At 51.1% G+C, this 23,636-nt stretch carries 19 protein-coding genes and 1 riboswitch; all 19 genes read left to right on the forward strand.

All coding sequences use genetic code 11. From position 1 onward, the window contains the following. Positions 1 to 2 precede the first annotated feature (2 nt). Positions 3 to 557 (forward strand): sigma-70 domain-containing protein, encoded by a 555-nt coding sequence (locus DWZ76_RS11615; protein WP_022359291.1) that lies wholly within the window; start codon positions 3 to 5, stop codon positions 555 to 557. Between the two features lie 6 nt (positions 558 to 563). Beyond that, complete coding sequence (locus DWZ76_RS11620; RefSeq protein ID WP_118472753.1) at positions 564 to 1,190, forward strand: histidine phosphatase family protein; 627 nt, start codon at positions 564 to 566, stop codon at positions 1,188 to 1,190. 169 nt (positions 1,191 to 1,359) lie between these two features. Continuing rightward, positions 1,360 to 5,124 carry a phosphoribosylformylglycinamidine synthase gene (locus tag DWZ76_RS11625; RefSeq protein WP_118472754.1) on the forward strand — a complete coding sequence of 1,255 codons (3,765 nt, stop codon included), beginning with the start codon at positions 1,360 to 1,362 and terminating at the stop codon, positions 5,122 to 5,124. A gap of 378 nt (positions 5,125 to 5,502) precedes the next feature. Next, positions 5,503 to 6,606 carry a hypothetical protein gene (locus DWZ76_RS11630; RefSeq protein ID WP_118472755.1) on the forward strand — a complete coding sequence of 368 codons (1,104 nt, stop codon included), beginning with the start codon at positions 5,503 to 5,505 and terminating at the stop codon, positions 6,604 to 6,606. 263 nt (positions 6,607 to 6,869) lie between these two features. Then, entirely contained in the window at positions 6,870 to 7,370 is a 501-nt protein-coding gene (locus tag DWZ76_RS11635; protein WP_118472756.1) for a DUF3783 domain-containing protein, read from the forward strand. Between the two features lie 52 nt (positions 7,371 to 7,422). Beyond that, positions 7,423 to 8,931, forward strand: coding sequence for a polyphosphate:AMP phosphotransferase (pap, locus tag DWZ76_RS11640; protein WP_118472757.1), 1,509 nt, complete (start codon positions 7,423 to 7,425; stop codon positions 8,929 to 8,931). Between the two features lie 178 nt (positions 8,932 to 9,109). Beyond that, positions 9,110 to 9,526, forward strand: a complete 417-nt coding sequence (locus DWZ76_RS11645; protein ID WP_227589675.1) for a VOC family protein — start codon at positions 9,110 to 9,112, stop codon at positions 9,524 to 9,526. 37 nt (positions 9,527 to 9,563) lie between these two features. Then, positions 9,564 to 10,829 (forward strand): NAD(P)/FAD-dependent oxidoreductase, encoded by a 1,266-nt coding sequence (locus DWZ76_RS11650; RefSeq protein WP_118472758.1) that lies wholly within the window; start codon positions 9,564 to 9,566, stop codon positions 10,827 to 10,829. A 23-nt stretch (positions 10,830 to 10,852) separates the two neighbouring features. Further along, positions 10,853 to 11,530: a (d)CMP kinase gene (cmk, locus tag DWZ76_RS11655; protein WP_118472759.1), complete on the forward strand. Its 678-nt coding sequence runs from the start codon at positions 10,853 to 10,855 to the stop codon at positions 11,528 to 11,530. Positions 11,531 to 11,726: 196 nt separating this feature from the next. Beyond that, positions 11,727 to 12,488 carry a hypothetical protein gene (locus DWZ76_RS11660; RefSeq protein WP_147353137.1) on the forward strand — a complete coding sequence of 254 codons (762 nt, stop codon included), beginning with the start codon at positions 11,727 to 11,729 and terminating at the stop codon, positions 12,486 to 12,488. Between the two features lie 297 nt (positions 12,489 to 12,785). Further along, a riboswitch (cobalamin riboswitch) is annotated at positions 12,786 to 12,963 on the forward strand. A gap of 41 nt (positions 12,964 to 13,004) precedes the next feature. Then, positions 13,005 to 14,234, forward strand: coding sequence for a sirohydrochlorin cobaltochelatase (locus DWZ76_RS11665; protein WP_118472761.1), 1,230 nt, complete (start codon positions 13,005 to 13,007; stop codon positions 14,232 to 14,234). 5 nt (positions 14,235 to 14,239) lie between these two features. Next, entirely contained in the window at positions 14,240 to 15,163 is a 924-nt protein-coding gene (locus DWZ76_RS11670; protein ID WP_118472762.1) for a hypothetical protein, read from the forward strand. Positions 15,164 to 15,250: 87 nt separating this feature from the next. After that, positions 15,251 to 15,502: a YlmC/YmxH family sporulation protein gene (locus DWZ76_RS11675; RefSeq protein WP_106999996.1), complete on the forward strand. Its 252-nt coding sequence runs from the start codon at positions 15,251 to 15,253 to the stop codon at positions 15,500 to 15,502. 122 nt (positions 15,503 to 15,624) lie between these two features. Continuing rightward, on the forward strand, positions 15,625 to 16,122 hold the full coding sequence (gene nrdR / locus DWZ76_RS11680) for a transcriptional regulator NrdR (protein WP_118472763.1): 498 nt from the start codon (positions 15,625 to 15,627) through the stop codon (positions 16,120 to 16,122). After that, on the forward strand, positions 16,122 to 16,637 hold the full coding sequence (locus DWZ76_RS11685; protein WP_118472764.1) for a YqeG family HAD IIIA-type phosphatase: 516 nt from the start codon (positions 16,122 to 16,124) through the stop codon (positions 16,635 to 16,637). The genes nrdR and DWZ76_RS11685 overlap by 1 nt, the downstream gene beginning before the upstream one ends. Positions 16,638 to 16,875: 238 nt before the next feature. Continuing rightward, positions 16,876 to 17,433 (forward strand): elongation factor P, encoded by a 558-nt coding sequence (gene efp, locus DWZ76_RS11690; RefSeq protein WP_022358740.1) that lies wholly within the window; start codon positions 16,876 to 16,878, stop codon positions 17,431 to 17,433. 305 nt (positions 17,434 to 17,738) lie between these two features. Then, complete coding sequence (locus DWZ76_RS11695; protein WP_118472765.1) at positions 17,739 to 18,503, forward strand: peptidoglycan recognition family protein; 765 nt, start codon at positions 17,739 to 17,741, stop codon at positions 18,501 to 18,503. 32 nt (positions 18,504 to 18,535) lie between these two features. Further along, complete coding sequence (argS, locus tag DWZ76_RS11700) at positions 18,536 to 20,305, forward strand: arginine--tRNA ligase (protein ID WP_022358738.1); 1,770 nt, start codon at positions 18,536 to 18,538, stop codon at positions 20,303 to 20,305. A 22-nt stretch (positions 20,306 to 20,327) separates the two neighbouring features. Next, a complete protein-coding gene (locus DWZ76_RS11705) occupies positions 20,328 to 23,555 on the forward strand; it encodes an SNF2 helicase associated domain-containing protein (protein ID WP_118472766.1) in 3,228 nt (1,075 codons plus the stop codon). Positions 23,556 to 23,636 lie beyond the last annotated feature (81 nt).

Consider the following 23,636-nt stretch of genomic DNA (forward strand, 5'->3'; position numbering starts at 1 on the left):
ACATGGAATCTAATACATTTTATGATATTTACTTAGAGGAACTGAAAAATCTCCCGCAGGGCACGCCGGAGGAGGAAGCGGCGCTTCTGAAAAAACTGACGGAGGGGGACAAGACAGCGGCTTCCCGTCTGACGGAGTTAAAACTGGCGAAGGCGGTTCAGATCGCGGAGGAGTACCACGATCGGGGACTTCCGGCGGGCGATCTGGTGCAGGAGGCAAATATGGCGCTGTTTCTGTTCGCAAGTGAGTACGAAAACGGTGATTTCGACGCGCAGATGGAGAAAAAGGTGCGCGCGGCGATCGAGGATGCGCTGCAGATTCAGAACCGCGAGACGAAGATCGAGGAGGAGATGGCGGCGCGTGTTAATGTCCTCAAGGATATTTCTGCGAGCATGGCGCGGGAGCTGGGACGTGAAGCGACCCTTGCGGAATTGGCGGAGCGCATGAAGATGAGCGAGGATGAGATCCGTGACATCATGAAGCTGACGATGGACGCGATGAAGGTCAGCGGTCAGGCGGCAGAGATGGCTCAGAAAGAGATAGATGAACAGGAGTAATAGAAAATGCTGTTTTATTTGGTACGCCACGGTCAGACCGACTGGAACCGGGCGGGAAAGATACAGGGAACGACGGATATTCCGCTGAACGAAACAGGACGGCAGCAGGCGGAGCAGCTTGCCACTGTCCTGAAAGAAAGGAGCGGCTATCCGGCAAAAACGCGGATCGATGCGGTCTATGCCAGCCCGCTTGCGCGTGCATTCCAGACGGCGGAGATCCTGGCCAAGGAAGAAAAATTACCGCTCCGCCGACTGACGGGGCTGCGGGAGCGCGATTTTGGATGCTGGGAAGGCAAAAGCTGGCAGCAGGTGGAAGCAGAGTACCCGGATGAATTTCATCTGTGGAGGGAACAGCCGATGGTCGGCATCCCGTCCGGCGGAGAATCAAGAAAATCCTGCGAGGCGCGGAGTGAACGGGCGATCCGACAGATTTTGGAGGAGACAGCCGGGGATGCGGTGATCGTGGCGCACGGTGGGATCCTCGTCTTTTTGATGAATTATCTGCTCCGTTTCCATCGGGAGCCGCAGGAGATCATTGTGGCGAATGCCAGTCTGTCGGTTGTTTCGTATGACCGTTCGACGGGGATGGGAAAGCTGCTTGCACTGAATGAGACAGGGACGTTGGAACAGTAACCAATAAGATATGTTAATAAAAAATATTAAATATATTAATTTTACTAATCTATAAAAATTGTGTATGATAAAGGCAGATGCTAGAAGAAGGCATTTGCCTTTTATGCTAAAAAATGAATGTATTTTACAGAACATGAAACATTAAAATACGAAAAAACAGGAGGAAAACATGAGCGTAAGACGTATTTTCGTTGAGAAAAAACCGGAATTTGCCGTATTGGCTCACGATCTGAAAGAGGAGATCGCAAGCTATCTGGGGATCGACACGATCACCGATGTCCGCGTACTGATCCGCTATGATATTGAGGATGTATCGGAGGATGCATATCAGAAAGCGCTGATTACTATCTTCTCTGAGCCGCCGGTTGATTTTGTCTATGAGGAGGCATTCCCGTCCAAGGAAGGCGATACGATCTTTTCCGTTGAGTTCCTGCCGGGACAGTTCGATCAGAGAGCCGATTCCGCAGAACAGTGTGTGAAACTTCTGAATGAAGAGGAAAATCCGGTGATCCGTTCCGCGACAACTTATGTTATTTCCGGAACACTGACCGCGGAGCAGATCGAGGGCATCAAGTCCCTGTGCATTAACCCGGTGGATTCCCGTGAGAATAACAACGCAAAGCCGGAAACGCTGGTAACGGTATTTGAGCAGCCGGAGGATGTCAAGATTTTCGATGGTTTCTGCGGTTATGGCGAGGCAGAGTTAAAAGAACTCTACGATTCCCTGAACCTTGCGATGACGTTCAAGGATTTCGAGCATATCCACAACTACTTTAAAAACGAAGAGAAGAGAGATCCGTCTGTGACCGAGATCCGCGTGCTGGATACATATTGGTCCGATCACTGCCGTCATACGACCTTCCAGACTGAGTTAAAGGACGTTACCTTTACAAAGGGCGATTACAATGAGCCGATGGAAGCTTCCTACAAACAGTATCTGGCAGATCGCGAGGTTCTCTACAAAGATCGCGATGACAAGTTTGTCTGCCTGATGGATCTGGCTGTTCTCGCTATGAAGAAGCTTCGCCGTGAAGGCAAGCTGGAGGATCTGGAGGAGTCTGAGGAGATCAATGCCTGCAGTATCGTAGTTCCGGTTACCATCGACGGCAAGGAAGAAGAGTGGCTGGTAAACTTTAAGAATGAGACCCACAACCATCCGACCGAGATTGAGCCGTTTGGCGGCGCTGCCACCTGCTTAGGCGGTGCTATCCGTGACCCGCTTTCCGGACGTACCTATGTATATCAGGCTATGCGTGTGACCGGTGCGGCTGATCCGACCCGTCCGATGTCGGAGACACTGCACGGCAAACTTCCGCAGAAGCGCATCGTAAAGGATGCAGCACATGGCTACAGCTCCTACGGTAACCAGATCGGTCTTGCTACCGGCTATGTAAAAGAGATTTATCATCCAAATTATGTGGCAAAACGTATGGAGATCGGTGCTGTTATGGCAGCAGCTCCGCGCAAAAACGTCATCCGTGAGACTTCCGATCCGGGCGATGTAATCATCCTGATGGGTGGACGTACCGGCCGTGATGGTATTGGCGGCGCAACCGGTTCTTCCAAGGTACATACCGAGGAGTCCATCGAGGTCTGCGGCGCAGAGGTTCAGAAGGGCAATGCACCGACCGAGCGTAAATTACAGAGACTGTTCCGCCGCCCGGAGGTCAGCCGTCTGATCAAGAAGTGTAACGACTTTGGCGCCGGCGGCGTGTCGGTAGCGATCGGTGAGTTAGCTGACGGACTTCAGATTGACCTTGATAAGGTTCCGAAGAAATATGCAGGTCTGGACGGAACGGAGATTGCGATTTCCGAGTCACAGGAGCGTATGGCTCTGGTGGTAGACCCGAAAGATGTTGATAAGATGCTTGCTTATGCAGCAGAAGAGAACCTGGAGGCAGTTCCGGTTGCCGTTGTTACCGAGTCCCCGCGCCTGGTTCTGAACTGGAGAGGCAAGACGATCGTAGATTTAAGCCGTGCATTCCTGGATACCAACGGTGCTCATCAGGAGACAACCGTTACCGTTGAGGTTCCGACCAGGGAAGGCAATGTATTTGATAAACAGGAAGTAAAGGATGTCAAAGGAAAATGGCTGTCCATGCTTTCTTCCTTAAATGTATGCTCCCAGAAGGGTCTGGTTGAGATGTTCGACAGCACCGTGGGCGCAAGCAGTGTATTCCTGCCATACGGCGGTGTCCACCAGATGACCGAGACACAGGCGATGGTGGCAAAACTGCCGATGAGCGAGGGCAAATGCGATACTGTTACCATGATGAGCTACGGCTATGATCCGTACCTGTCCAGCTGGAGCCCGTACCACGGCGCTACTTACGCAGTGCTGGATTCTGTTGCTAAGATCGTGGCAAACGGCGGTGATTTCCACAAGATCCGCTTTACCTTCCAGGAGTACTTCAAACGTATGACGGAAGATCCGAAGAGATGGGGCACACCGTTCTCCGCTCTGCTCGGTGCTTACAGTGCGCAGCTCGGATTTGGACTTCCGTCCATCGGCGGCAAGGACAGCATGTCCGGCAGCTTCTATGATGAAGAGCACGGCGAAATCGATGTACCGCCGACACTGGTTTCCTTTGCAGTTGATATTTCCGATACCAAACACGTGGTATCTCCGGAATTTAAGAAAGCGGGCAGCAAGATTGTTCTCTTTACCATCGAGAAAGATGCACATGACCTGCCGGTATACAGCCAGATCATGGATGGTTACGAGAAAATCTACCGCGATATGGAGTCTGGAAAGATTATTTCCGCATATGCGGTTGAGGGTGCAGGTGTGGCAGAGGCTGTCAGCAAGATGGCATTTGGTAACCGCCTGGGCGTAAAGATTGAGCACAATGTAGATCCGAGAGACTTCTTCGCTGCTGGCTGGGGCAATATTGTCTGCGAGGTTCCGGACGGCAAGGTAGGCGAGCTGTCCATTCCGTACACCGTGATCGGTGAGGTAACCGACAAGGGAACCTTCGAGTATGGCAGTACCGTGATCTCCATGGAAGAGGCTCTGAAAGCATGGACCGGAACCCTGGAGAAAGTGTTCCCGACCGCTTCCGGCGCACCGATGAAGGCAGCAGAAGAGACACTTTACAATACCGATAAGGTATATGTATGTAAACATAAAGTGGCAAAACCAACTGTATTTATTCCGGCAATGCCGGGTACCAACTGCGAGCTGGACAGCGCGAAAGCGTTTGAGGCAGCCGGAGCGGAGACGATTGTGCGTGTATTCCGCAACCAGAATGCATCCGATATCCGTTCTTCCATCGAGCAGTACAAAGAGGATATCAAGAAATCCCAGATCATCATGTTCCCGGGTGGATTCTCCGCAGGTGATGAGCCGGATGGTTCGGCTAAATTCTTCGCTACGGTATTCCGCAACGAGGCGATGATGGAGGAGATCGACAAACTGCTTCATGACCGGGATGGCCTGGTACTGGGTATCTGCAATGGCTTCCAGACATTAATCAAACTGGGACTTTTAACCGGAGGCAAGATTGAGCCTCAGAAAGCAGATTCCCCGACTCTGACAACCAACAACATTGGACGCCACATTTCCCGCATGGCATACTTAAAGGTTGTATCTAACCTGTCCCCGTGGCTCAGAAAAGCAGAGCTGGGAGGCGTATACTGCAACCCGATGTCCCATGGTGAAGGACGTTTCGTAGCCAACGAGGAGTGGCTTGCAAAACTTCGCGCAAATGGTCAGATCGCGATCCAGTACAGCGATCCGAACGGAAACTTATCCGTCAGCGAGGAGTGGAACCCGAACGGTTCCTACCAGTGCATCGAGGGTATCACAAGCCCGGATGGACGTATTCTTGGTAAGATGGGTCACAACGAGCGCTGCTGGAGCGATACAGGCATGAATATCTATGGAAATCAGGATATGCAGCTGTTTGCTTCAGGTGTGGAGTATTTCAAATAAAATGAACACCTGCTTTTAAGTAAGGTAGAAATAGACCGGATCGCAGAAATCTGCCCCGGTCTATTTTTTGTGTGATAGAAAATTCCTTGGAATTCCCCATCACACAAAAAGGTACATTCTTTTTTATGTCACAGGAAATATCAATTATGATATAAATTCTACCATTGACGAAAATGTCAGAAAACCTTAAACAAAAAGTTATTCTCAGGTAATAAAAGTGTGGTATCCTGTCAATAACAGAAAGCAGACATCTACTTCAAAAAAACAAGGGGAAAATTTTGAAAATACCGACAGTTTATTTTGACGCAGGCGGATATGTTTGTTATAATGAAAACAAGATTTTGTACGCGAGAGTACATTAAAAAAGGAGGATGGGATATGAGACATAACCTGAAGGCAGCGGCGGTTTCCGTTCTTGCTATCATGGCGGCACTGGCTATGAGTATTCCGGCATACGCGGCTGACAAAAAGATCTCGGAAGTTAAGTTCCGTGTCAATGCGAAACCGGAAGCGGGCGACAGCATCGGGGATCCGGATGTACAAGTTACGAAGGGTAATGTTGAGATTACCGAGCAGGAGTTTGACAATGACGACAGCGAGTGGGAGAGAGGTGATAAGCCGGTCATCTACCTGACGATCGAGGCAAAGGACGGTTATCAGTTATCCGGCACAAAGCTTTCTGCAACCAAGTCGGCTTACAAAGTTACGAAGCGATCTGGCGATAAGAGCGAGTGGAAAGTTAAGATTACGATGTCAGCTGTTGACGGCGATTTGGATACGGTCGAAGATCTTAGCTGGAGCAATCGTACCGCAACCTGGGACAGCGTATCGGATGCAAGCAAGTATGAAGTTAAACTGTACCGCAACAGTTCTACCGTAACGACTGTTACAACTACAGGCACAAGCTACAATTTCTACCCATACATGACGAAATCCGGCGATTATACCTTTAAGGTGCGCGCGGTTGACGGAAGCGATAAGGGTGAGTGGAGTGACGAGTCCGATGAATATTATATGAATTCTTCAGATGTGTATACAGGTACACCTCCGACCGATAATTCTTCTGGTGGTTCCACTCCGGCAAATGCGAATGGTCAGTGGGTAAACAGCATTTACGGCTGGTCTTACTACATCAATGGTGTACCGGTTAAGAACAACTGGGTATATGTTGATAATGAGTGGTATCATCTGAATGCAAACGGATTCATGGATACAGACTGGATCTATACTGATAATAACTGGTTCTATTTAAACCCGGTATCCGATGGTACGAGAGGCAAGATGCTGACCGGCTGGCAGCAGATTGGACCGTATAAGTATTATCTGAATCCGGTATCCGACGGTACCCGTGGTGCAAGAAAGACAGGCTATCAGTTCATCGATGGCGCATGGTATCTGTTTGACCTGAATAGCGGAGCACTCTGGACTAACATGGTAGCTCCGAACGGTATGATAGCGGATGCAAATGGTGTTCTTCACTAAGGAGATATCTGGCTGCAGATCCAACTCCCACTGAGACAAATTTGCTATTAATCACCACCTGAAGAGGTGGGAGTCTTCTCGACTGAGATAAAAATCAGACAGCGGCAGACAGCGGACGAGCGAAAGCAAGTGGCTGATGCCGCTGCTTTTTTGTTTTTCTTGCACAGAAGGGGGGAAAAAGGATATAATAGAGAATCATATTGAGAAGCCGGAGAATTGATGAGGCGGGAATAAGAAACAGAGAGGAGAATCGATAAATTACGATGAAACCAACTGTATTATTGTATAGTTTTACTGATTCCAAAAGAAAAATGAAGGTGCAGCAGGCGCTTATGCCGCTGGGATTCCGTTTAAGGGCAGTGAAAAAGGAGGAGTACGGGCTGCCGGTGGGCGTGCTGGCTGGTGTGAAAGGACTGAATGAGGATGTCCTCAAGGAAGCCGGACAAGCAATAGAGGCTGGGGAGGAAACGCAAAAAGAAGAGTCCGCTCAGAAACAGGCAGACGGGAGGCTGCAGCGAGAAGTGCCGGAGAACGATTCTTCCAGGAAAATGGATTTCTCAGATGAGATGGCGATCATGGCAGGCTTTTCTTCCGCCCAGATCGATGCATTTATCCATGCACTCCGAAAAAAGGGAGTCGGACGGATTGATTATAAAGCAGTCCTGACACCGTATAATATGAAGTGGGATTCGGTACAATTATACGAAGAGATCAAAAAAGAGCATGAGATGATGACGGGGAAAGGTAAAGACGAAGCATTGTGATGCCAGGAGATTGGTGAAAGGTCATTTTACTGCTTGATGTGGAGGTGGAAAGATGCTGGAAAAAGTAGATTTGAATAAATCAGTGGATAAGGAAAACTACAAGAAGCTTCGGGAAGAGATGGATGTGAAGCTGGGAGAATTGCAGCGCGCCTGTAAGGCGGAAAAGATCCCGGTTGTCATCGTATTTGACGGCTTCGGGGCAGGCGGTAAGGGAACGCAGATCAACCGCCTGATCCAGCCGCTGGATCCGCGCGGCTTTGATGTTTATGCGAGCCGGGAGACGGGAGAAGAGGAACGGATGCGTCCATTTCTCTGGCGGTATTGGACGAAGACACCGGAAGATGGACGAATGATGATCTTTGACAAGAGTTGGTACGATAAGGTTACCGTTGACCGGTTTGACAAAGAGACGAAGCGGCAGGAGCTAAACGGGGCGTTCCGGGATATCCTTTCATTTGAAAAGCAGCTGGCAGATTCCGGCATGATTCTGATCAAATTGTTTCTGTATATTTCCAGGGACGAGCAGAAAAAGCGCTTTAAACGGCTGGAAGAAAGCAAAGAGACTGCGTGGCGTGTGACGGAGGCGGACTGGAAGCGCAACAAGGATTACGATACATTTCTGGAGATGAATGAGGAAATGCTGCAGCGGACGGATACCGGGTACGCGCCGTGGACGATCGTGGAAGCGACTGATAAAAATTATGCGGCGGTCAAGATTTTATCCACCGTCACAGACCGGCTGGAGTATGAGCTGAACCGTCGCCGAATGGAACGCGAGGAAGGGGCGGTGCATCCGCCGGTCAAACTTCCAGATGAGCGGTTTAAAAATGGCGTGCTTTCCGGCGTGGATCTGACGAAAACGCTGACACGCGAGGAATATAAGGAACGTCTGGATAAGCTGCAGAAAAAGCTGGAGGTGCTGCACGGCGAGCTGTACCGGCTGCGGATTCCGGTGGTGATCGGCTTTGAAGGCTGGGATGCGGCGGGAAAAGGCGGTGCGATCCGGCGCCTGACAAGCCACCTGGATCCACGCGGCTACAAGGTCAATCCGACGGCGGCACCGAATGATGTGGAGAAGGTACACCATTATCTGTGGCGTTTCTGGCGGGAGATGCCGAAAGCGGGGCATATTGCGATCTTCGACCGCACCTGGTACGGGCGTGTGATGGTGGAGCGGATCGAGGGTTTCTGCGGTGAGGCGGACTGGAAACGGGCATATCAGGAAATCAACGAGATGGAAGAGCACATGGCGAATTTTGGCGCGGTGATCGTGAAATTCTGGATTCATATTGATAAAGATGAGCAGGAACGCCGCTTTAAGGAGCGCATGGAGGATCCGGCAAAACAGTGGAAAATCACGGACGAAGACTGGCGCAACCGTGAAAAATGGGACGCATACGAGCAGGCAGTCAATGAGATGCTGGTGCGGACCTCTACTACCTATGCCCCGTGGACGATCATAGAAGGAAATTCCAAATATTTCGCGCGCGTCAAGGTGCTGGAAACGGTTGTGGAGGCGATGGAGGAGAAGATCCGTGAGGTAAAAAAGCTGCGTAAGTGATAGAAAGAAGCGGACGGCCGATTTGGTAATCATGTGTGGAAATATGAAGAAGCGCGGTTGCAATTCTTCGTAAGATACAGTAAAATCAATATTTAAAGAAAAAGACGGCAATTTTGAAAAATACAAACATTTGTGTAAACTTTGCGTTAAATGTAGCGATAGAAAGGAAGCGGACAAAATGGAGCAGACAGCAAAAGAGCGCACACTAGCATTTATGGCAGAGCATGCGGGGGATCCAACCCCGATGGAACTATTTCATATGCACGTAAAACACGTGGGAATCAATACAAAATCGGAAGACGAGGCCTGGGAGGTTGCTGAGACACTGGCGCGCCTGATGGGGCTGATGCCGCGCGAGACGGAGAAAGCGGTGTTCAGCGGTGACCTGACGGAAAATATGAAGGTGGAGAGCCACGGAACCTACGGTCATATTGGCTTTGGCGTAAATGATTGCGAGGCGGCGATCCGATACTTTGTGAACCGCGGTATGACGCTTCGGGAAGAGACGAAGCGCTTTGATGAGCAGGGTCGCTGTATTTTCGCCTATTTTAAAGAAGAAGTCGGCGGATTTGCGATCCACCTGGTACAGGATTGATAGCACCAGGAGATATAAAAACGAAAAGGATAGCAATATGAAAAAAATAATCGTGATCGGCGGCGGGGCAGCCGGCATGGCAGCTGCGATTGCGGCGGCGGAAAATGGCTGCGCGGCAACGATCTATGAAAAGAATGAGAAACTGGGAAAAAAGATCTATATCACGGGAAAAGGGCGCTGCAATGTGACGAATGACTGTGATATGGAAGGTCTGTTTGACAGTGTTGTGACAAACAGCCGCTTTTTATACAGTGCATTTTACGGTTTTAGTAACCAGGATATGAAGGATTTTCTGGAGGCGAACGGCTGTCATGTTAAGGTGGAGCGCGGCAACCGTGTCTTTCCGGTGTCTGACCGGGCATCGGATGTGACATCGGCGTTTGCAAGACGGCTGCGGGAACTGCGCGTGAAAGTAGAATTGAATCAGGGAGTTCGGGAACTGTGGCTGGAGGATGGTGTATTAAAAGGTGTGATTCTGGCGCAGGGCGGTAATGAGCGTGGGAAAAAGGACTCCTACATAGCTGCGGATGCAGTGATCGTGGCGACGGGCGGTCTGTCCTACCCAACGACCGGCTCAACCGGCGATGGTTACCGGTTTGCGGAGGCAGCAGGGCACAAGGTGACGGAACTTTCGCCGGCGCTTGTTCCGTTTGAGACGAAGGAAGATGTGAAAGAGCTGCAGGGGCTCTCCCTGCGGAACGTGGAAGCTGCTGTTTTAAATGGAAAGAAAGAGGTTTACCGTGAATTTGGTGAGATGCTGTTTACCCATTACGGCGTTTCGGGTCCGGTACTCTTGAGTGCCAGCAGTTATGCGGCGAAAAAACTGAAAAAGGGTCCGCTGACTCTGATGATCGATCTGAAACCGGCGCTTTCCATGGAACAGCTCGATGCGCGGATTCTGCGCGATTTTGAGGCGGAGAAGAATAAACAGTTTAAAAATGCGCTGAACCATCTGTACCCATCAAAACTGATACCGGTCATAATTCGCCGCAGCGGCATTGAGCCGGACAAGCAGGTCAACGCCGTGACGAAGGAAGAGCGGAGACGGCTGGCGGAGGTGACAAAGCATTTTACCCTGACGCTGACCGGGCTGCGAGGTTTCAATGAGGCGATCATTACCCAGGGCGGTGTGACGGTAAAAGAAGTGAATCCATCCACGATGGAGTCGAAGAAGCTTCCAGGGCTTTATTTTGCAGGGGAAGTGCTGGATCTCGATGCAGTCACCGGCGGCTACAACTTACAAATTGCGTGGTCGACTGGCATGCTGGCGGGACGGAGCGCAGCGGAAAATCATGAATTATAACGATATGAAAAAGGGGAAACGAAATGCCGATTAATATAGCGATTGATGGACCAGCCGGGGCTGGAAAGAGCACAGTGGCAAAGAAGCTGGCGGAAGATTATGGATATATTTATGTTGATACGGGGGCGATGTACCGGGCGATGGCATTGTATTTTCTGCGCCAGGGCATCGACAGCCATGATGAGGCGGCGATCGGACGCGCCTGTGAGACGGTTTCCATTTCACTGGAATATGAAAATGGGATCCAGCAGGTTTATTTAAATGGGGAGAATGTCAGCAGCGAGCTTCGGACGGAGGCGGTTGGAAATATGGCTTCGAATACCTCTGTCTATGCGCCGGTCCGCAAAAAACTGGTGGAGCTGCAGCGTGAATTAGCCGGACGCCGGGATGTCGTGATGGATGGCCGGGATATCGGAACGGCGGTTCTGCCGGATGCGACCCTGAAAGTATATCTGACCGCGAGCAGCCGTGTGAGAGCTGGACGCCGTTATAAAGAGCTGACCGAACGCGGGGAAAGCTGTTCCCTGGAGGCGATCGAGCAGGATATTATCGAGCGCGATTACCGCGATATGCACCGGGAATTGTCGCCTCTCAAGCAGGCGGAGGACGCCATTTTACTGGATACTTCTGCGTTGGATTTTGAAGAGGTAATGCGGGAGATGGAGAAGTTGGTTGAGGCGGCGAAGAAAAAGCAGGCATAAGACTTTGCTGAAAATGTGTAACAGTTTAGTAGGTCTGCGCATTTACTGCGCTGACCGTACGAAAACATGGGCCAGCAGGCAAAAATCCCATTGCCGTAGGCAATTTTTGATGGATTTTTGTGCGTGACTGTGAAGGTACTGAACAGTTACGAAAATGCCAGGAAAAAGGAGAAGCCGAAAAGGGGCGGCAGCAAACATGAGACGATTGAAACAAACATGGATCGCCGCAGCACTTGGGATGAGTGTATGGATGACTGCCTGTGCGGGCGCGGCATCGGAGACAGCCACACAGGAAGGGGCTGTCGATGAGGAGAGCCAGGGGGCGATCCGTGAGGCTGTGGCTGAAAATGATCAGGCGCAGGAGCAGCCCGAACGGGATAAAATGCAGGAAACTGAGCGGACGGAACCGCTCACGGTTGAACCAGTCCGGGAAACCCTCAATATGACGCATTTTGACAACTGTACCTTTGCAGCTGGGTTCAAACCGCAGCAGATCCATCAGGATGAAAGCAATGTTATCATCACATTGACGGTCTATGACTATGAGCATTTTCATAAGGCAGATATCGATGAACTGCAGGCGGGAGATACGCTGCTCATCGATGGGAAAGAATGTCTCATTACTTCGATTGACCGACAGGAGTCTGGGCGGATCGAGATCAATGGCGGTCCGGCACAGGGGGGAGAAGAGCTGAGAATGGTAGAGGAGGATTCCTTTTATGGCTCGGAGATGGCAGTCGGGAGAAGTTACCATAAGCTGGGAGAGGTTACGCTGCAGATGGATGAGAACTTTGTCTTGACAGATGATTCTGACCCGGATACACCGCCGCAGGTGTATACCGCGGAAGAATTATTCGCGATCCGTGATCGGCTGATCGGGGAGTTTAAGCCATACAACACGGCTGTGACGGTGAAGAATGAGAAAATTATTTCGATTTACCGGAAATTTATGCCATAAAAAATATAAAATCATTAAGAGGTAGAGAGCACCTTTTATCCGGAGGAGAGGTGCTTTTTTGTGTAACAGGAAATTCCTTGGAACTCCCTGTTACACAAAAAGGCACTAACGTGCCAATGATGCGCACTCGCGCGAAGCAGAAACATGTCGCAAGCGACCGCGCTCGGCGCGAGAATGTGCCAAGGCACATTCTTTTTCAATATAATTTCCGGGATAAATTGACTTTTAAACATACCCCATCTATAATGAAACAAGCTGATATGGGCAGTGGGTGCCGCTGTTTGTGCCAGATCAGTCAGATTGCTCGGATTGGCAGGCGTGGACAGGGGGTAAAAGGGAAACAGGTGCAAAACCTGTGCGATCTCGTCACTGTGAACCGGAGAGTGGCGCCGCAGATGCCATTGCGAAAGTGAGAAGGCGCGGCGTGCATGATGACCCGAAAGCCAGGAAACCTGCCGGCTGTCGTGAACATATCGGTTAAAACTATTTTTGTGCGAGTCACACAAGGAGGAAAACATGAGAAAAAACAAAAAAGTAGTTGTAAGTGCAGCGGCAGTTACGATGTCCGTATTGCTTGGAGCCTGCGGCGGCAGTACATCCAGCCAGGCAACCTCGACGGAGGCGGCTTCTGAGGCAGAGACCGAGGCAGCTGAGAGCGCCGATTCCGATCAGGAAGCGGCAGATAAGGTGGCAAAGCTGATCGATGACATCTATGTACAGGAGCGCACCGATGACACGGATGAGCAATGCAAGGCAGCCAAAGAGGCATGGGATGCCCTGACTGACGAGCAGAAGGAGCTGGTAGAAGGCGAGAACGCAGATCCAGATTATTTTGGTCGTGATACCGGCGACGCGAGCCTGGACGATCCGCGCAATCAGGATGAGATTGGCGACAAGGAGATCCTGGTAGTCAGCTTTGGTACTTCCTTCAACGACAGCCGTGTGAAAGATATCAAGAGTATCGAGGATTCCATCCAGGATGCATTCCCGGATTGGGCAGTCCGCCGTGCATTTACCGCACAGATCATTATAAACCACGTTGAGGCTCGTGACGGCGAGTGCATCGACAATATGGATCAGGCACTGGAGCGAGCCGTGGAGAACGGAGTTAAAGAGCTGGTTGTCCAGCCGACCCACCTCATGCACGGTGCTGAGTACGACGAGATGGTTGAGGCGATCGAGAAGTATCAGGATAAATTCGAGCAGGTAGCTGTCGCAGAGCCGCTGTTAGGTGAGGTTGGCGACGATGCAGCCGTTATCAATGCAGATAAAGAGGCAGTTGCAAAAGCAGTTGTAGCAGAAGAAGCTTCGGAAGCTGGTTTTAAAGATGCAGCTGACGCAGCCGATCAGGGAACCGCATTCGTTCTGATGGGTCATGGTACCGCACACGTTGCAAAGGTAACCTACAGCCAGATGCAGACCCAGATGCAGAATCTTGGATATAGCAACGTATTTATCGGTACCGTAGAGGGCGAGCCGGAAGAGACTTCCTGTGAGTCTGTTATCGAGGCGGTGAAGGCAGCTGGTTATAAGAACGTCGTTCTTCGTCCGCTGATGGTAGTTGCAGGTGATCACGCAAACAACGATATGGCAGGCGATGATGATGATTCCTGGAAGAGCCAGTTTGAGGCATCAGGTGCGTTTGACAAGGTAGATACTCAGATTTCCGGTCTGGGCAGAATTAAAGCGGTAGAATCATTCTATGTTGCTCATACACGGACAGCCATTGAGTCTATTTCGGAATAATGTATATGAAAAAGAAATTAAATTTAGCGGCGCTTCTGCTTGCTGCCGCTCTTCTCGGAGCGTGCGGAGGACAGAAACAGGACGCAGCCGACACCGTGGCGCAGACAGAGAGCGCAGAAACCGAGAATGCCGAACAGAAAAGCAGCATTGACCTTGCAGACGGCGTCTACACCGTCGATTTTAAGACGGACAGCAGTATGTTCAAGGTCAATGAATCGAAAAATGGAAAAGGTGTCCTGACGGTCAAGGATGGCGAGGCGACACTTCATATCAGCCTGACCTCGAAAAACATCGTGAATCTGTATCTGGGTACTGCGGACGAGGCAAAGGAAGATGAAGCCGGTTGGTTGCAGCCAACCGTAGACACGGTTACTTACAGCGACGGTCTGAGCGAGGAGGTCAACGGCTTCGATGTGCCGGTTCCGGCGCTCGGAGAAGAATTTGACCTGGCTCTGATTGGTAAGAAGGGCACCTGGTACGACCACAAAGTAAGGGTAGAAAATCCGGTTTCCGGAGAGGCAGAGGACGCGGAAGCGGCATCATCCGAGACGGAGAATAGCGATGATGCGGCAGATGCCCAGAAACCGGCAGGGCAGACTGCAGATGTGGCAGACGGCACTTATACCTGTGAGGTAACCCTGCAGGGAGGTTCCGGCAGAGCATCGGTGGACAGCCCGGCGATCATTATCGTCAAGGATGGAAAGGTGACTGCCGATATTGTCTGGAGCAGCCCGAACTATGAGTATATGCTGGTGGATGACGCGCAGTATGATCCGATCCAGACCGAGGGCAATTCCGAGTTCCAGATTCCGGTAACGCTGGATGAGGATGTGGCGGTCAGTGCCTTGACGGTGGCGATGAGCCAGCCGCATCTGATAGATTATACGCTGCATTTTGACAGCGTGACGTTATCAGAAGTTACGAAATAAAAGTAGATAGAAATACCTGTCCAGGAAGAACCTCCCGGTCCTTTTGTACATATTTTGATTACAGAAGGATCCGGGAGGTTTATGTCTATGCGTATCTGTGAACTCAAACAGCGGGAAGTTATAAATGTAAAAGATTGCAAGCGCCTTGGTTTTGTGGGCGACGTCGATTTTGACATCAGCACGGGAAAAATGCTTGCGATCATCGTGCCGGGACCGGGCTGTGTCTGGGGCTTTCTGGGGCGGGAAAAAGAGTACATAATTCCATTCTGCGACATCTGCCAGATAGGGGATGACATTATTCTGGTGAGGCTGAAAGAAGAGAGAGAAAAGAAGGAATAAAGAAGGAATAGCGGAAAACTTCTGCTTGCAGAAGCGCACTTCCTGCGATATTATAATAAGTATGATATGTTATGAAAACCTGGCGGGGGCATATCAATAAAACCAGAAAAGGGGAAGAGCGATTGAAGTGTCCATTTTGCAACGCGGCTGACACGAAAGTAATCGATTCACGGCCTGCGGATGACAACAGTTCTATCAGACGCCGGAGACAGTGCGAGACTTGTGGAAAGCGTTTTACCACATATGAAAAACTTGAGACGATCCCTCTGATGGTTGTCAAAAAGGATAATACCCGGGAGATGTACGACCGGGCGAAGATAGAGGCGGGAATCCTGCATTCCTGCCACAAGCGCCCAGTCTCTCAGGGACAGATTTCGGCGTTGATCGACGATGTGGAAAACAATTTATTTAACCGGGAAGAACGGGAGATCTCGACCGCGGTGATCGGGGAACTTGTGATGGAGCGGTTAAAGGATCTGGATGTGGTTACCTATGTGCGGTTTGCATCGGTATACCGGGAGTTTAAAGACGTCGATACATTTATGGAGGAACTGCAGAAGATACAGCAGCGGAATGTGCCGTCGTATGAGTCTGGAAAGAACGGGGAAGAGACCAGATGATGGGAAATGCGTTTTATCCGGATGAATGGCTGGATTCTGCGTATGATATCCCGTATGAGCAGTTTTACCAGAAGGGAATGCGGGGTATCATATTTGATATTGACAATACGCTGGTGCCGCACGGTGCCCCGGCGGACGAGCGGGCAGTACAGCTGTTTGAACGTTTGCGGGCGATAGGGTTCCACACCTGTCTGCTCTCGAATAATAAGGAGGCGCGGGTCGCCCCGTTTGCCGGACAGGTAGGTTCGGATTATATTTACAAGGGCAGAAAACCGAAGCGCAGCGGATACAGACAGGCGATGCGCCGGATGGGAACGGGCGAGCGCTCGACGATGTTTGTCGGGGATCAGCTCTTTACGGATGTGTACGGGGCGAGGCGGACAGGCATCTATTCGATTCTTGTAAAGCCGATCAATCCGAAGGAAGAGATCCAGATTGTGTTAAAGCGGTATCTGGAGAAAATTGTCCTGTGGTTCTATGTGAGAAGACAGGAAAAAAATAGCGGAAGGTTGTAGCCGGGTGTTTTTGAACGGTTTGAAAGAGCTTGCCAGGCGGCAGAACCGGATGCTGACAGGAGTGCCGGAAACGGTGGAAAATCAGTTGTTTTCAGAAAAAATATCGGCAATTTTAGAAAAATAAGGGGCGGAATTGACATGATGTGCCCTGCGTTTTCAAAAAAGTAGTTGAAAAAGAAGATTTTATAGTATAAAATAAAAAAGATAAAGCGAGTATTTTCAAGGAGGAGCATCATTTATGATATCAGCGGGCGATTTTAGAAACGGCATCACACTGGAGATTGATGGCAACGTATACCAGATCATGGAATTTCAGCACGTAAAACCGGGAAAGGGAGCTGCGTTCGTTCGTACTAAAATTAAGAACGTAATGAATGGCGGCGTTGTAGAGAAAACCTTCCGTCCGACCGAGAAGTTCCCGTCTGCCAGAATCGACAGAGTTGATATGCAGTATCTGTATTCCGATGGCGACTTATACAACTTCATGGATGTAAACACATATGAGCAGGTAGCTTTAAACCAGGAGACAATCGGCGACGCACTCAAGTTCGTAAAAGAGAACGAGATGTGCAAGATCTGTTCTTACAACGGCAAGGTATTCTCCGTAGAACCGCCGCTGTTCGTAGAGCTTGAGATCACAGATACAGAGCCGGGCTTCAAGGGCGATACTGCTACAGGCGCTACCAAACCGGCAGTTGTAGAGACTGGCGCTACTGTATATGTACCGTTATTCGTAAACCAGGGCGATAAGATCAAGATCGATACACGTACTGGTGAATATCTGTCCAGAGTCTAAGTTATAACATATACGTCAGAAAGGTCTTCACGATACCGTTTGTACCCTTGTGGGGAGGCAGTCGTGTCACTGACAGGTTTCTGACTGGAAACAGAGATTACTGTTTGTGGCAGGCATTTTCCTTTGCTGGTTATGCAGCGCATGAACAGTAGCAAGCAGAGAAACTGTTGTAAGATCCGGAGGAAACGTCGAGATTTTACAACAGTTTTTTTGCTTAACATATCGGGGAGGCGTCTATGACGCGTCCGTTGGTTCATCTCAGAGAGCAGGTTCGGAGTGAGCGGTGCTCATGGGGAGTGATAAATATGGAGAACGGAAGAGAAGACCGTCTGCGTCTGGGGGAAGAGGATGAGCCGGGGCGCAGATCTGGTGGCAGGAAGAGGCGTACATCCGGCAGGCAGACGGCAATCCGCCGGGAGCGGACGAGGCAGCAGAAGAAGCGCCGTGTGATGATGCGGCTGTTTTTGTGTCTGCTTATTTTCCTCCTGGGTGCGGGAACAGGCTGGACGCTGCGCGGGAAAATGATCCGCAAGCTGATCGATCCGTCCACGATCGAGATGCCAAACTGGGTTGATGAGCAGCTTCTCACGGTCAACCGATATTCCAGACCGGGGACGAATATCCCGGTCATCAACGGGATCGTGATTCACTATGTGGCAAATCCTGGGACGACGGCACAGCAGAACCATGATTATTTTGAGGGGTTGAAAGATCAGAGCGGCAGTAACACTGTTTCCGTCAGCAGCAATTTCGTGATCGGTCTGGACGGCGAGATCATTGAGTGCGTTCCGGTCGGGGAGAAGGCATATGCCTCCAATGAGAGGAATGCGGACACCGTTTCGATTGAGTGCTGCCATCCGGCGGCAGACGGAAAGTTCACAGACGAGACGTATGACTCGCTGGTAAAACTGACTGCATGGCTGTGCAAGCAGCTCGATTTAAGTACGAAAGACGTGATCCGTCATTATGATGTGACTGGAAAGGCGTGCCCGAAGTATTTCGTGGATCATGAGGATGCCTGGAAGCAGTTCCGCAAGGATGTGAAAAAGGCAATGCGGAAGGATATATAATATACGATATAAATTATGAAAGGGAATCTAGTATGAAAACGATTTTAGATTTGATCGTGGAAGAACTGAAACCGGCGTTTACCGGCTGCGGGTACGATGAGAAGTATATCCGCGTGACGGTATCAAACCGCCCGGATCTCTGCGAGTATCAGTGTAACGGCGCGATGGCAGCTGCCAAAGCGTATAAAAAGAAACCGATCGATATTGCCAATGAGGTGGTGGAAAAGACAGCCGGAAGCAAGATGTTTTCTGAGATCAACGCCGTGATGCCTGGATTTATCAATATCCGCCTGAATCCGTGCTACCTGGCATCCTATGTACAGCAGGTGGCAGAGGATGAAAAGCTGGGACTCAACGCAGCTAAGAAGCCGGAGACGATCATCATCGATTACGGCGGAGCCAATGTAGCAAAACCACTGCATGTTGGACACTTACGTTCCGCGGTCATCGGAGAGAGCATCAAGCGCATCAGCCGCTATATGGGACACCATGTCATCAGCGATGTGCATCTGGGTGACTGGGGATTGCAGATGGGACTGATCATCGAGGAGCTGCATGACCGTCAGCCGGATCTGGTATATTTTGACCCGGATTATACCGGCGAGTATCCGTCGGAGCCGCCGTTTACGATTTCCGAGCTGGAGGATATTTATCCGGCAGCGAGCGCGAAATCCAAGGTAGATGCGGCATTCCGTGAGCGGGCACAGCAAGCAACCTTCAAACTGCAGAGTGGCTATGCACCGTTCCATGCGATCTGGAAGCACATCATGAACGTGTCCTTGAAGGATCTGAAAAAAAACTATGGCAATTTAAATGTATCGTTCGACCTCTGGAAGGGCGAGAGCGATGCGCAGCCATATATTCCGGGACTGATCGAGGATTTACAGAAAAAAGGTCTCGCCTATGAGAGCGATGGCGCGCTGGTTGTCGATATCGCACAGGAAGGGGATGCGAAGGAATATCCGCCTTGTATCGTCCGCAAATCCGATGGTGCGGCGCTGTATGCGACTTCCGATCTGGCGACGATCATCGAACGTGAGCAGGATTTCCATCCGGACCGCTATATTTACGTCGTAGACAAGCGCCAGGAGCTTCATTTTATCCAGGTATTCCGTGTGGCGAAGAAGGCGGGCATCGTCAAAGAAGATACGCCGATGATCTTCTTGGGCTTCGGTACGATGAACGGCAAGGACGGTGGTCCGTTCAAGACACGTGAGGGCGGTGTTATGCGTCTGGAGCACCTGATCAAGAATATCGATGAGAAGGTATATGAGAAGATTCAGGAGAAGCAGAAAGTTCCGGCGGACGAGATGACACGCACGGCGGAGATTGTCGGTCTGGCGGCACTTAAATATGCCGATCTTTCGAATCAGGCGACCAAAGATTACATTTTCGATGTAGACCGCTTTATTTCCTTCGAGGGAAATACAGGTCCACATATCCAGTATATGATCGTCCGCATCAAGTCCATTCTGGAGAAATACAAGGAACTGCGCGGTGCGGATGCTAAAGTGGTTCCGATCCGTCCGGCTGAGAGCGAGACAGAGAAAGCACTTCAGATGGCGCTCTGCCGTTTCGGTGAGGTGACAGAATCTGCATTCTACGAGACGGCGCCGCATAAGCTCTGCCAATACATGGCGGCAGTGGCGGATGCGTTTAATGCATTTTATCTGGAAAATAAGATCCTCTCCGAGGAGGACGCAGCGAAGCAGGCAGCCTTTATCAGTCTGATCACGCTGACCAAGCGGGTGCTGGATACCTGTATGGATCTGCTCGGAATGGAATCGCCGGAACACATGTAATCTGTAATATGGAGGAATCCTCATGAAAATAATAAAAATGTCCGTAGATACCTTCTGGAAGGGCGAAGTACGGGTACAGGGACAGATTGAGGATGAGACAAAGGTATATCAGACAAGAATTTTTATCAAGGGTAGTCAGATCTATGACTACTCTTGTTCTTGTGCGGAGGGAAATTCATTCCGGGGTCCCTGCGTGCATGCAAAAGCGCTTCAGGAGGCGTTTGCCCGCCAGCAGAAAGCCGAGCATACACCGCCGGTTTCGACTTCGCCGGAGATCCGGATGATGATCCGGGAGTACACGAACCGGGAAGTAGCGCGGATTCTGGGCGAGGAAGAGCGGGAACCGGTCTATCTGCATCCCTATTTACAGATCCGGCGCGGCGAAGTGCTTTTGGAGGCACGGATCGGACGGGAAAAACGGTATATTGTGAAAAACCTGCTGGAATTTGCACAGGCGGTTCACAGCGGAAAACGGGTGGAATACGGAAAAGGCATGGCGTTTGAACACGTCCCGTCTGCCTTTGCGCCGGAAAGCCGCCCATTTTTAGATCTTCTGCTGGAGGAGGCGGACGCCTACATACGCCATTATGAGGAGATGCGCGGTCATGCGGGGCTGCCGCTTCCGGTGATGCGGGCGTTAACGCTGGGATCTGCAGCGAGGGATCGGCTGTTTGATCTTTTAGAGGGAAAAGAAGTCCAAACGGAGGACGAGAAAGGTGCTGAACGTGTGTGCCGGGTTGAGCGTAAGGATCCGCGTTTCCCGGTGGAGGTGGAAGCAAGGGGCGATGGAATTGCGGTTACGGTTCCATCGGCTCTAACTTCGTTCCGGGGAGAACAGCGTCTGTATGTGGCAGATGGATTGCATCTGTTTGGATGCAGTGAACTGTATACAGAAACGATGGGCGTTTTTCTGGAGCAGATGGAACAGGGCGGAAGAGAGTGCGGAAGCCGGAAAGAGAAGCGGGAGCTGCTGGTTGGAAGCCGGGATATTCCGCTCTTTTATGCGCGGGTGCTGGAAGGCATGGAGGCACTTGGGATCTTGCAGAGCCCGGAGATCGATTGGGAGAAATACCGCCCAGAGGCGTTGAAAGCCCGGTTTGAGTTTGACAGTGATTCGCCGGACGAGCTGCGTCTGCGTCCGACGCTTTCCTACGGAGATTTTACGTTTTCGCCGCTGGCGGACGAGCATGTTCCGCGGGAGATCTGCCGGGATGTACCGGCGGAATTTTATATCAGCCGCCTGATCACGCGGTACTTCTCTTACTGGGAGGATGAGAGCGGCGAGCTGGTGATCCGCGGGGATGAAGAAGCGCTGTACCAGGTTCTGAGCGAGGGAATGCCGCAGTTTCAGGAGGTGGGCGAGGTATGGCTGTCAGAGTCTGTTCGCCATCTGCGCGTCCTGCCCCCGCCGGAAGTGTCGATGGGGGTTTCTCTTGGAGGCGGCTGGCTGGATCTGAAGATTGAGACGGCGGGAATCGACCCGGCGGAGCTTTTGCAGGTACTCAGTGAATACCGCCAAAAAAAGAAATATTACCGCATGAAAAATGGCGAATTTTTGCAGCTTTCGGGCGGCGGCCTGCAGGCGCTTGACAGTCTGACTGCGGATCTGGGACTGACAAAGAGTGAATTTCAGGCGGGGGAGGCGAAGATACCTGCCTACCGTGCTTTTTATCTGGACAGTCTCTCGGGCGACGGCAGGATGAAACTGTTTCAGCGGGATGAAGCCTACGGGATGATGGTGCGCGATCTAAAAACGGCGCAGAGTGTCAGCTATGCGGTTCCGGCGGTTCTGGAAAAGACGTTGCGGGAATACCAGAAGATCGGATATACGTGGATGCGGACGCTGGCGCGGTATCATTTCGGCGGGATCCTGGCAGATGATATGGGACTGGGAAAAACGCTGCAGGTGATTGCGCTTCTGACGGCATTTTATCAGGAAAAAACCGAGCAGAAAGCGGCTGGAAATGAAGGCAGTGGGTCAGAATTACCTCTTCCGTCTTTGATCGTCTGCCCGGCGTCGCTCGTCTACAACTGGGGACAGGAATTTGCCCGGTTTTCGCCGGAGATCCGCGTGCTTTTGATTGCCGGGACGGCGAAAGAACGGCAGGAACAGCTGGAGGAGCAGATGCGGATGGAGGCGTCTGAGGGGGCGCAGGTGATCATCACGTCCTATGATCTGTTGAAACGGGATCGGGCAGCGTATCTGGGACGCACGTTTGAATATGAGATTATTGACGAGGCGCAGGTCATTAAAAATGCAAAGACACAGGGAGCGAAGGCGGTAAAGGAGATTTCGGCGAATGTCCGTTTCGCCCTGACGGGAACGCCGGTGGAAAACCGGCTCAGCGAGCTTTGGAGCATTTTTGATTTCCTGATGCCGGGATTTTTATACGGTTACCGGAAGTTCCGTGAGCGGTATGAGCTGCCAATCGTGAAAAATCAGGATCCGGAAGCATTGACGGCATTGCGGCGGATGACGGGACCGTTTGTCCTGCGCCGCTTGAAAAAGGATGTGCTGCGGGAGCTTCCGGGCAAGGAAGAGAGGATCGTTTATTCGGCGGCGTCGGGGCGGCAGCAGAAGCTTTATACGGCGTCGGCGTTGAAACTAAAAGAGGCGCTGGCTGGTGGCGCGTGGTCGGGTAATGGAAAATTGGAAGTGCTTTCCCAGCTCATGCGGCTGCGCCAGATCTGCTGCGATCCGGCACTCTGTTTTGAAGATTATACGGGGGAATCGGCGAAGCTGGAGACCTGTGTTTCGCTGATCGCATCGGCGTCTGCGGCGGGACATAAGATCCTGCTCTTTTCCCAGTTTGCCTCGATGCTGGAGCGGATTCAGGAACGCCTTTTACAGGAGGGTATTTCGTCCCATCTTCTGGTCGGCGCGACCCCGAAGGAAGAACGCAGCCGGATGGTGCAGGCGTTTGCCTCGGATGAGGTCCCGGTGTTCCTTATTTCCCTGAAAGCCGGGGGAACGGGACTCAACCTGACGGCGGCGGATATCGTGATTCATTACGATCCGTGGTGGAATGTGGCAGCGCAGAACCAGGCGACCGACCGCGCGTACCGGATCGGGCAGGAAAAGCCGGTCACGGTATACAAACTGATCTTAAAGGATACGATAGAAGAAAATCTTTTGAAGCTGCAGAATGCGAAACTTGCGCTGGCGGCGCAGGTGGTTTCAGAGGGAATGGTTTCACTGGGCGATTTGAGCCAGAATGAACTGATGGAGCTGTTTGAACAGAATCCATAAAAAAATTTGCAGAAATAACGGGCAGGAGGAAAAAGCGTGAAGCAATGGAAACGATACAAATCATATATACTGCCATATAAG

Origin of the sequence: Clostridium sp. AF35-15 (genome assembly GCF_003477745.1) — a bacterium.
GTDB classification, from domain to species: Bacteria; Bacillota; Clostridia; order Lachnospirales; family Lachnospiraceae; genus Otoolea; species Otoolea fessa.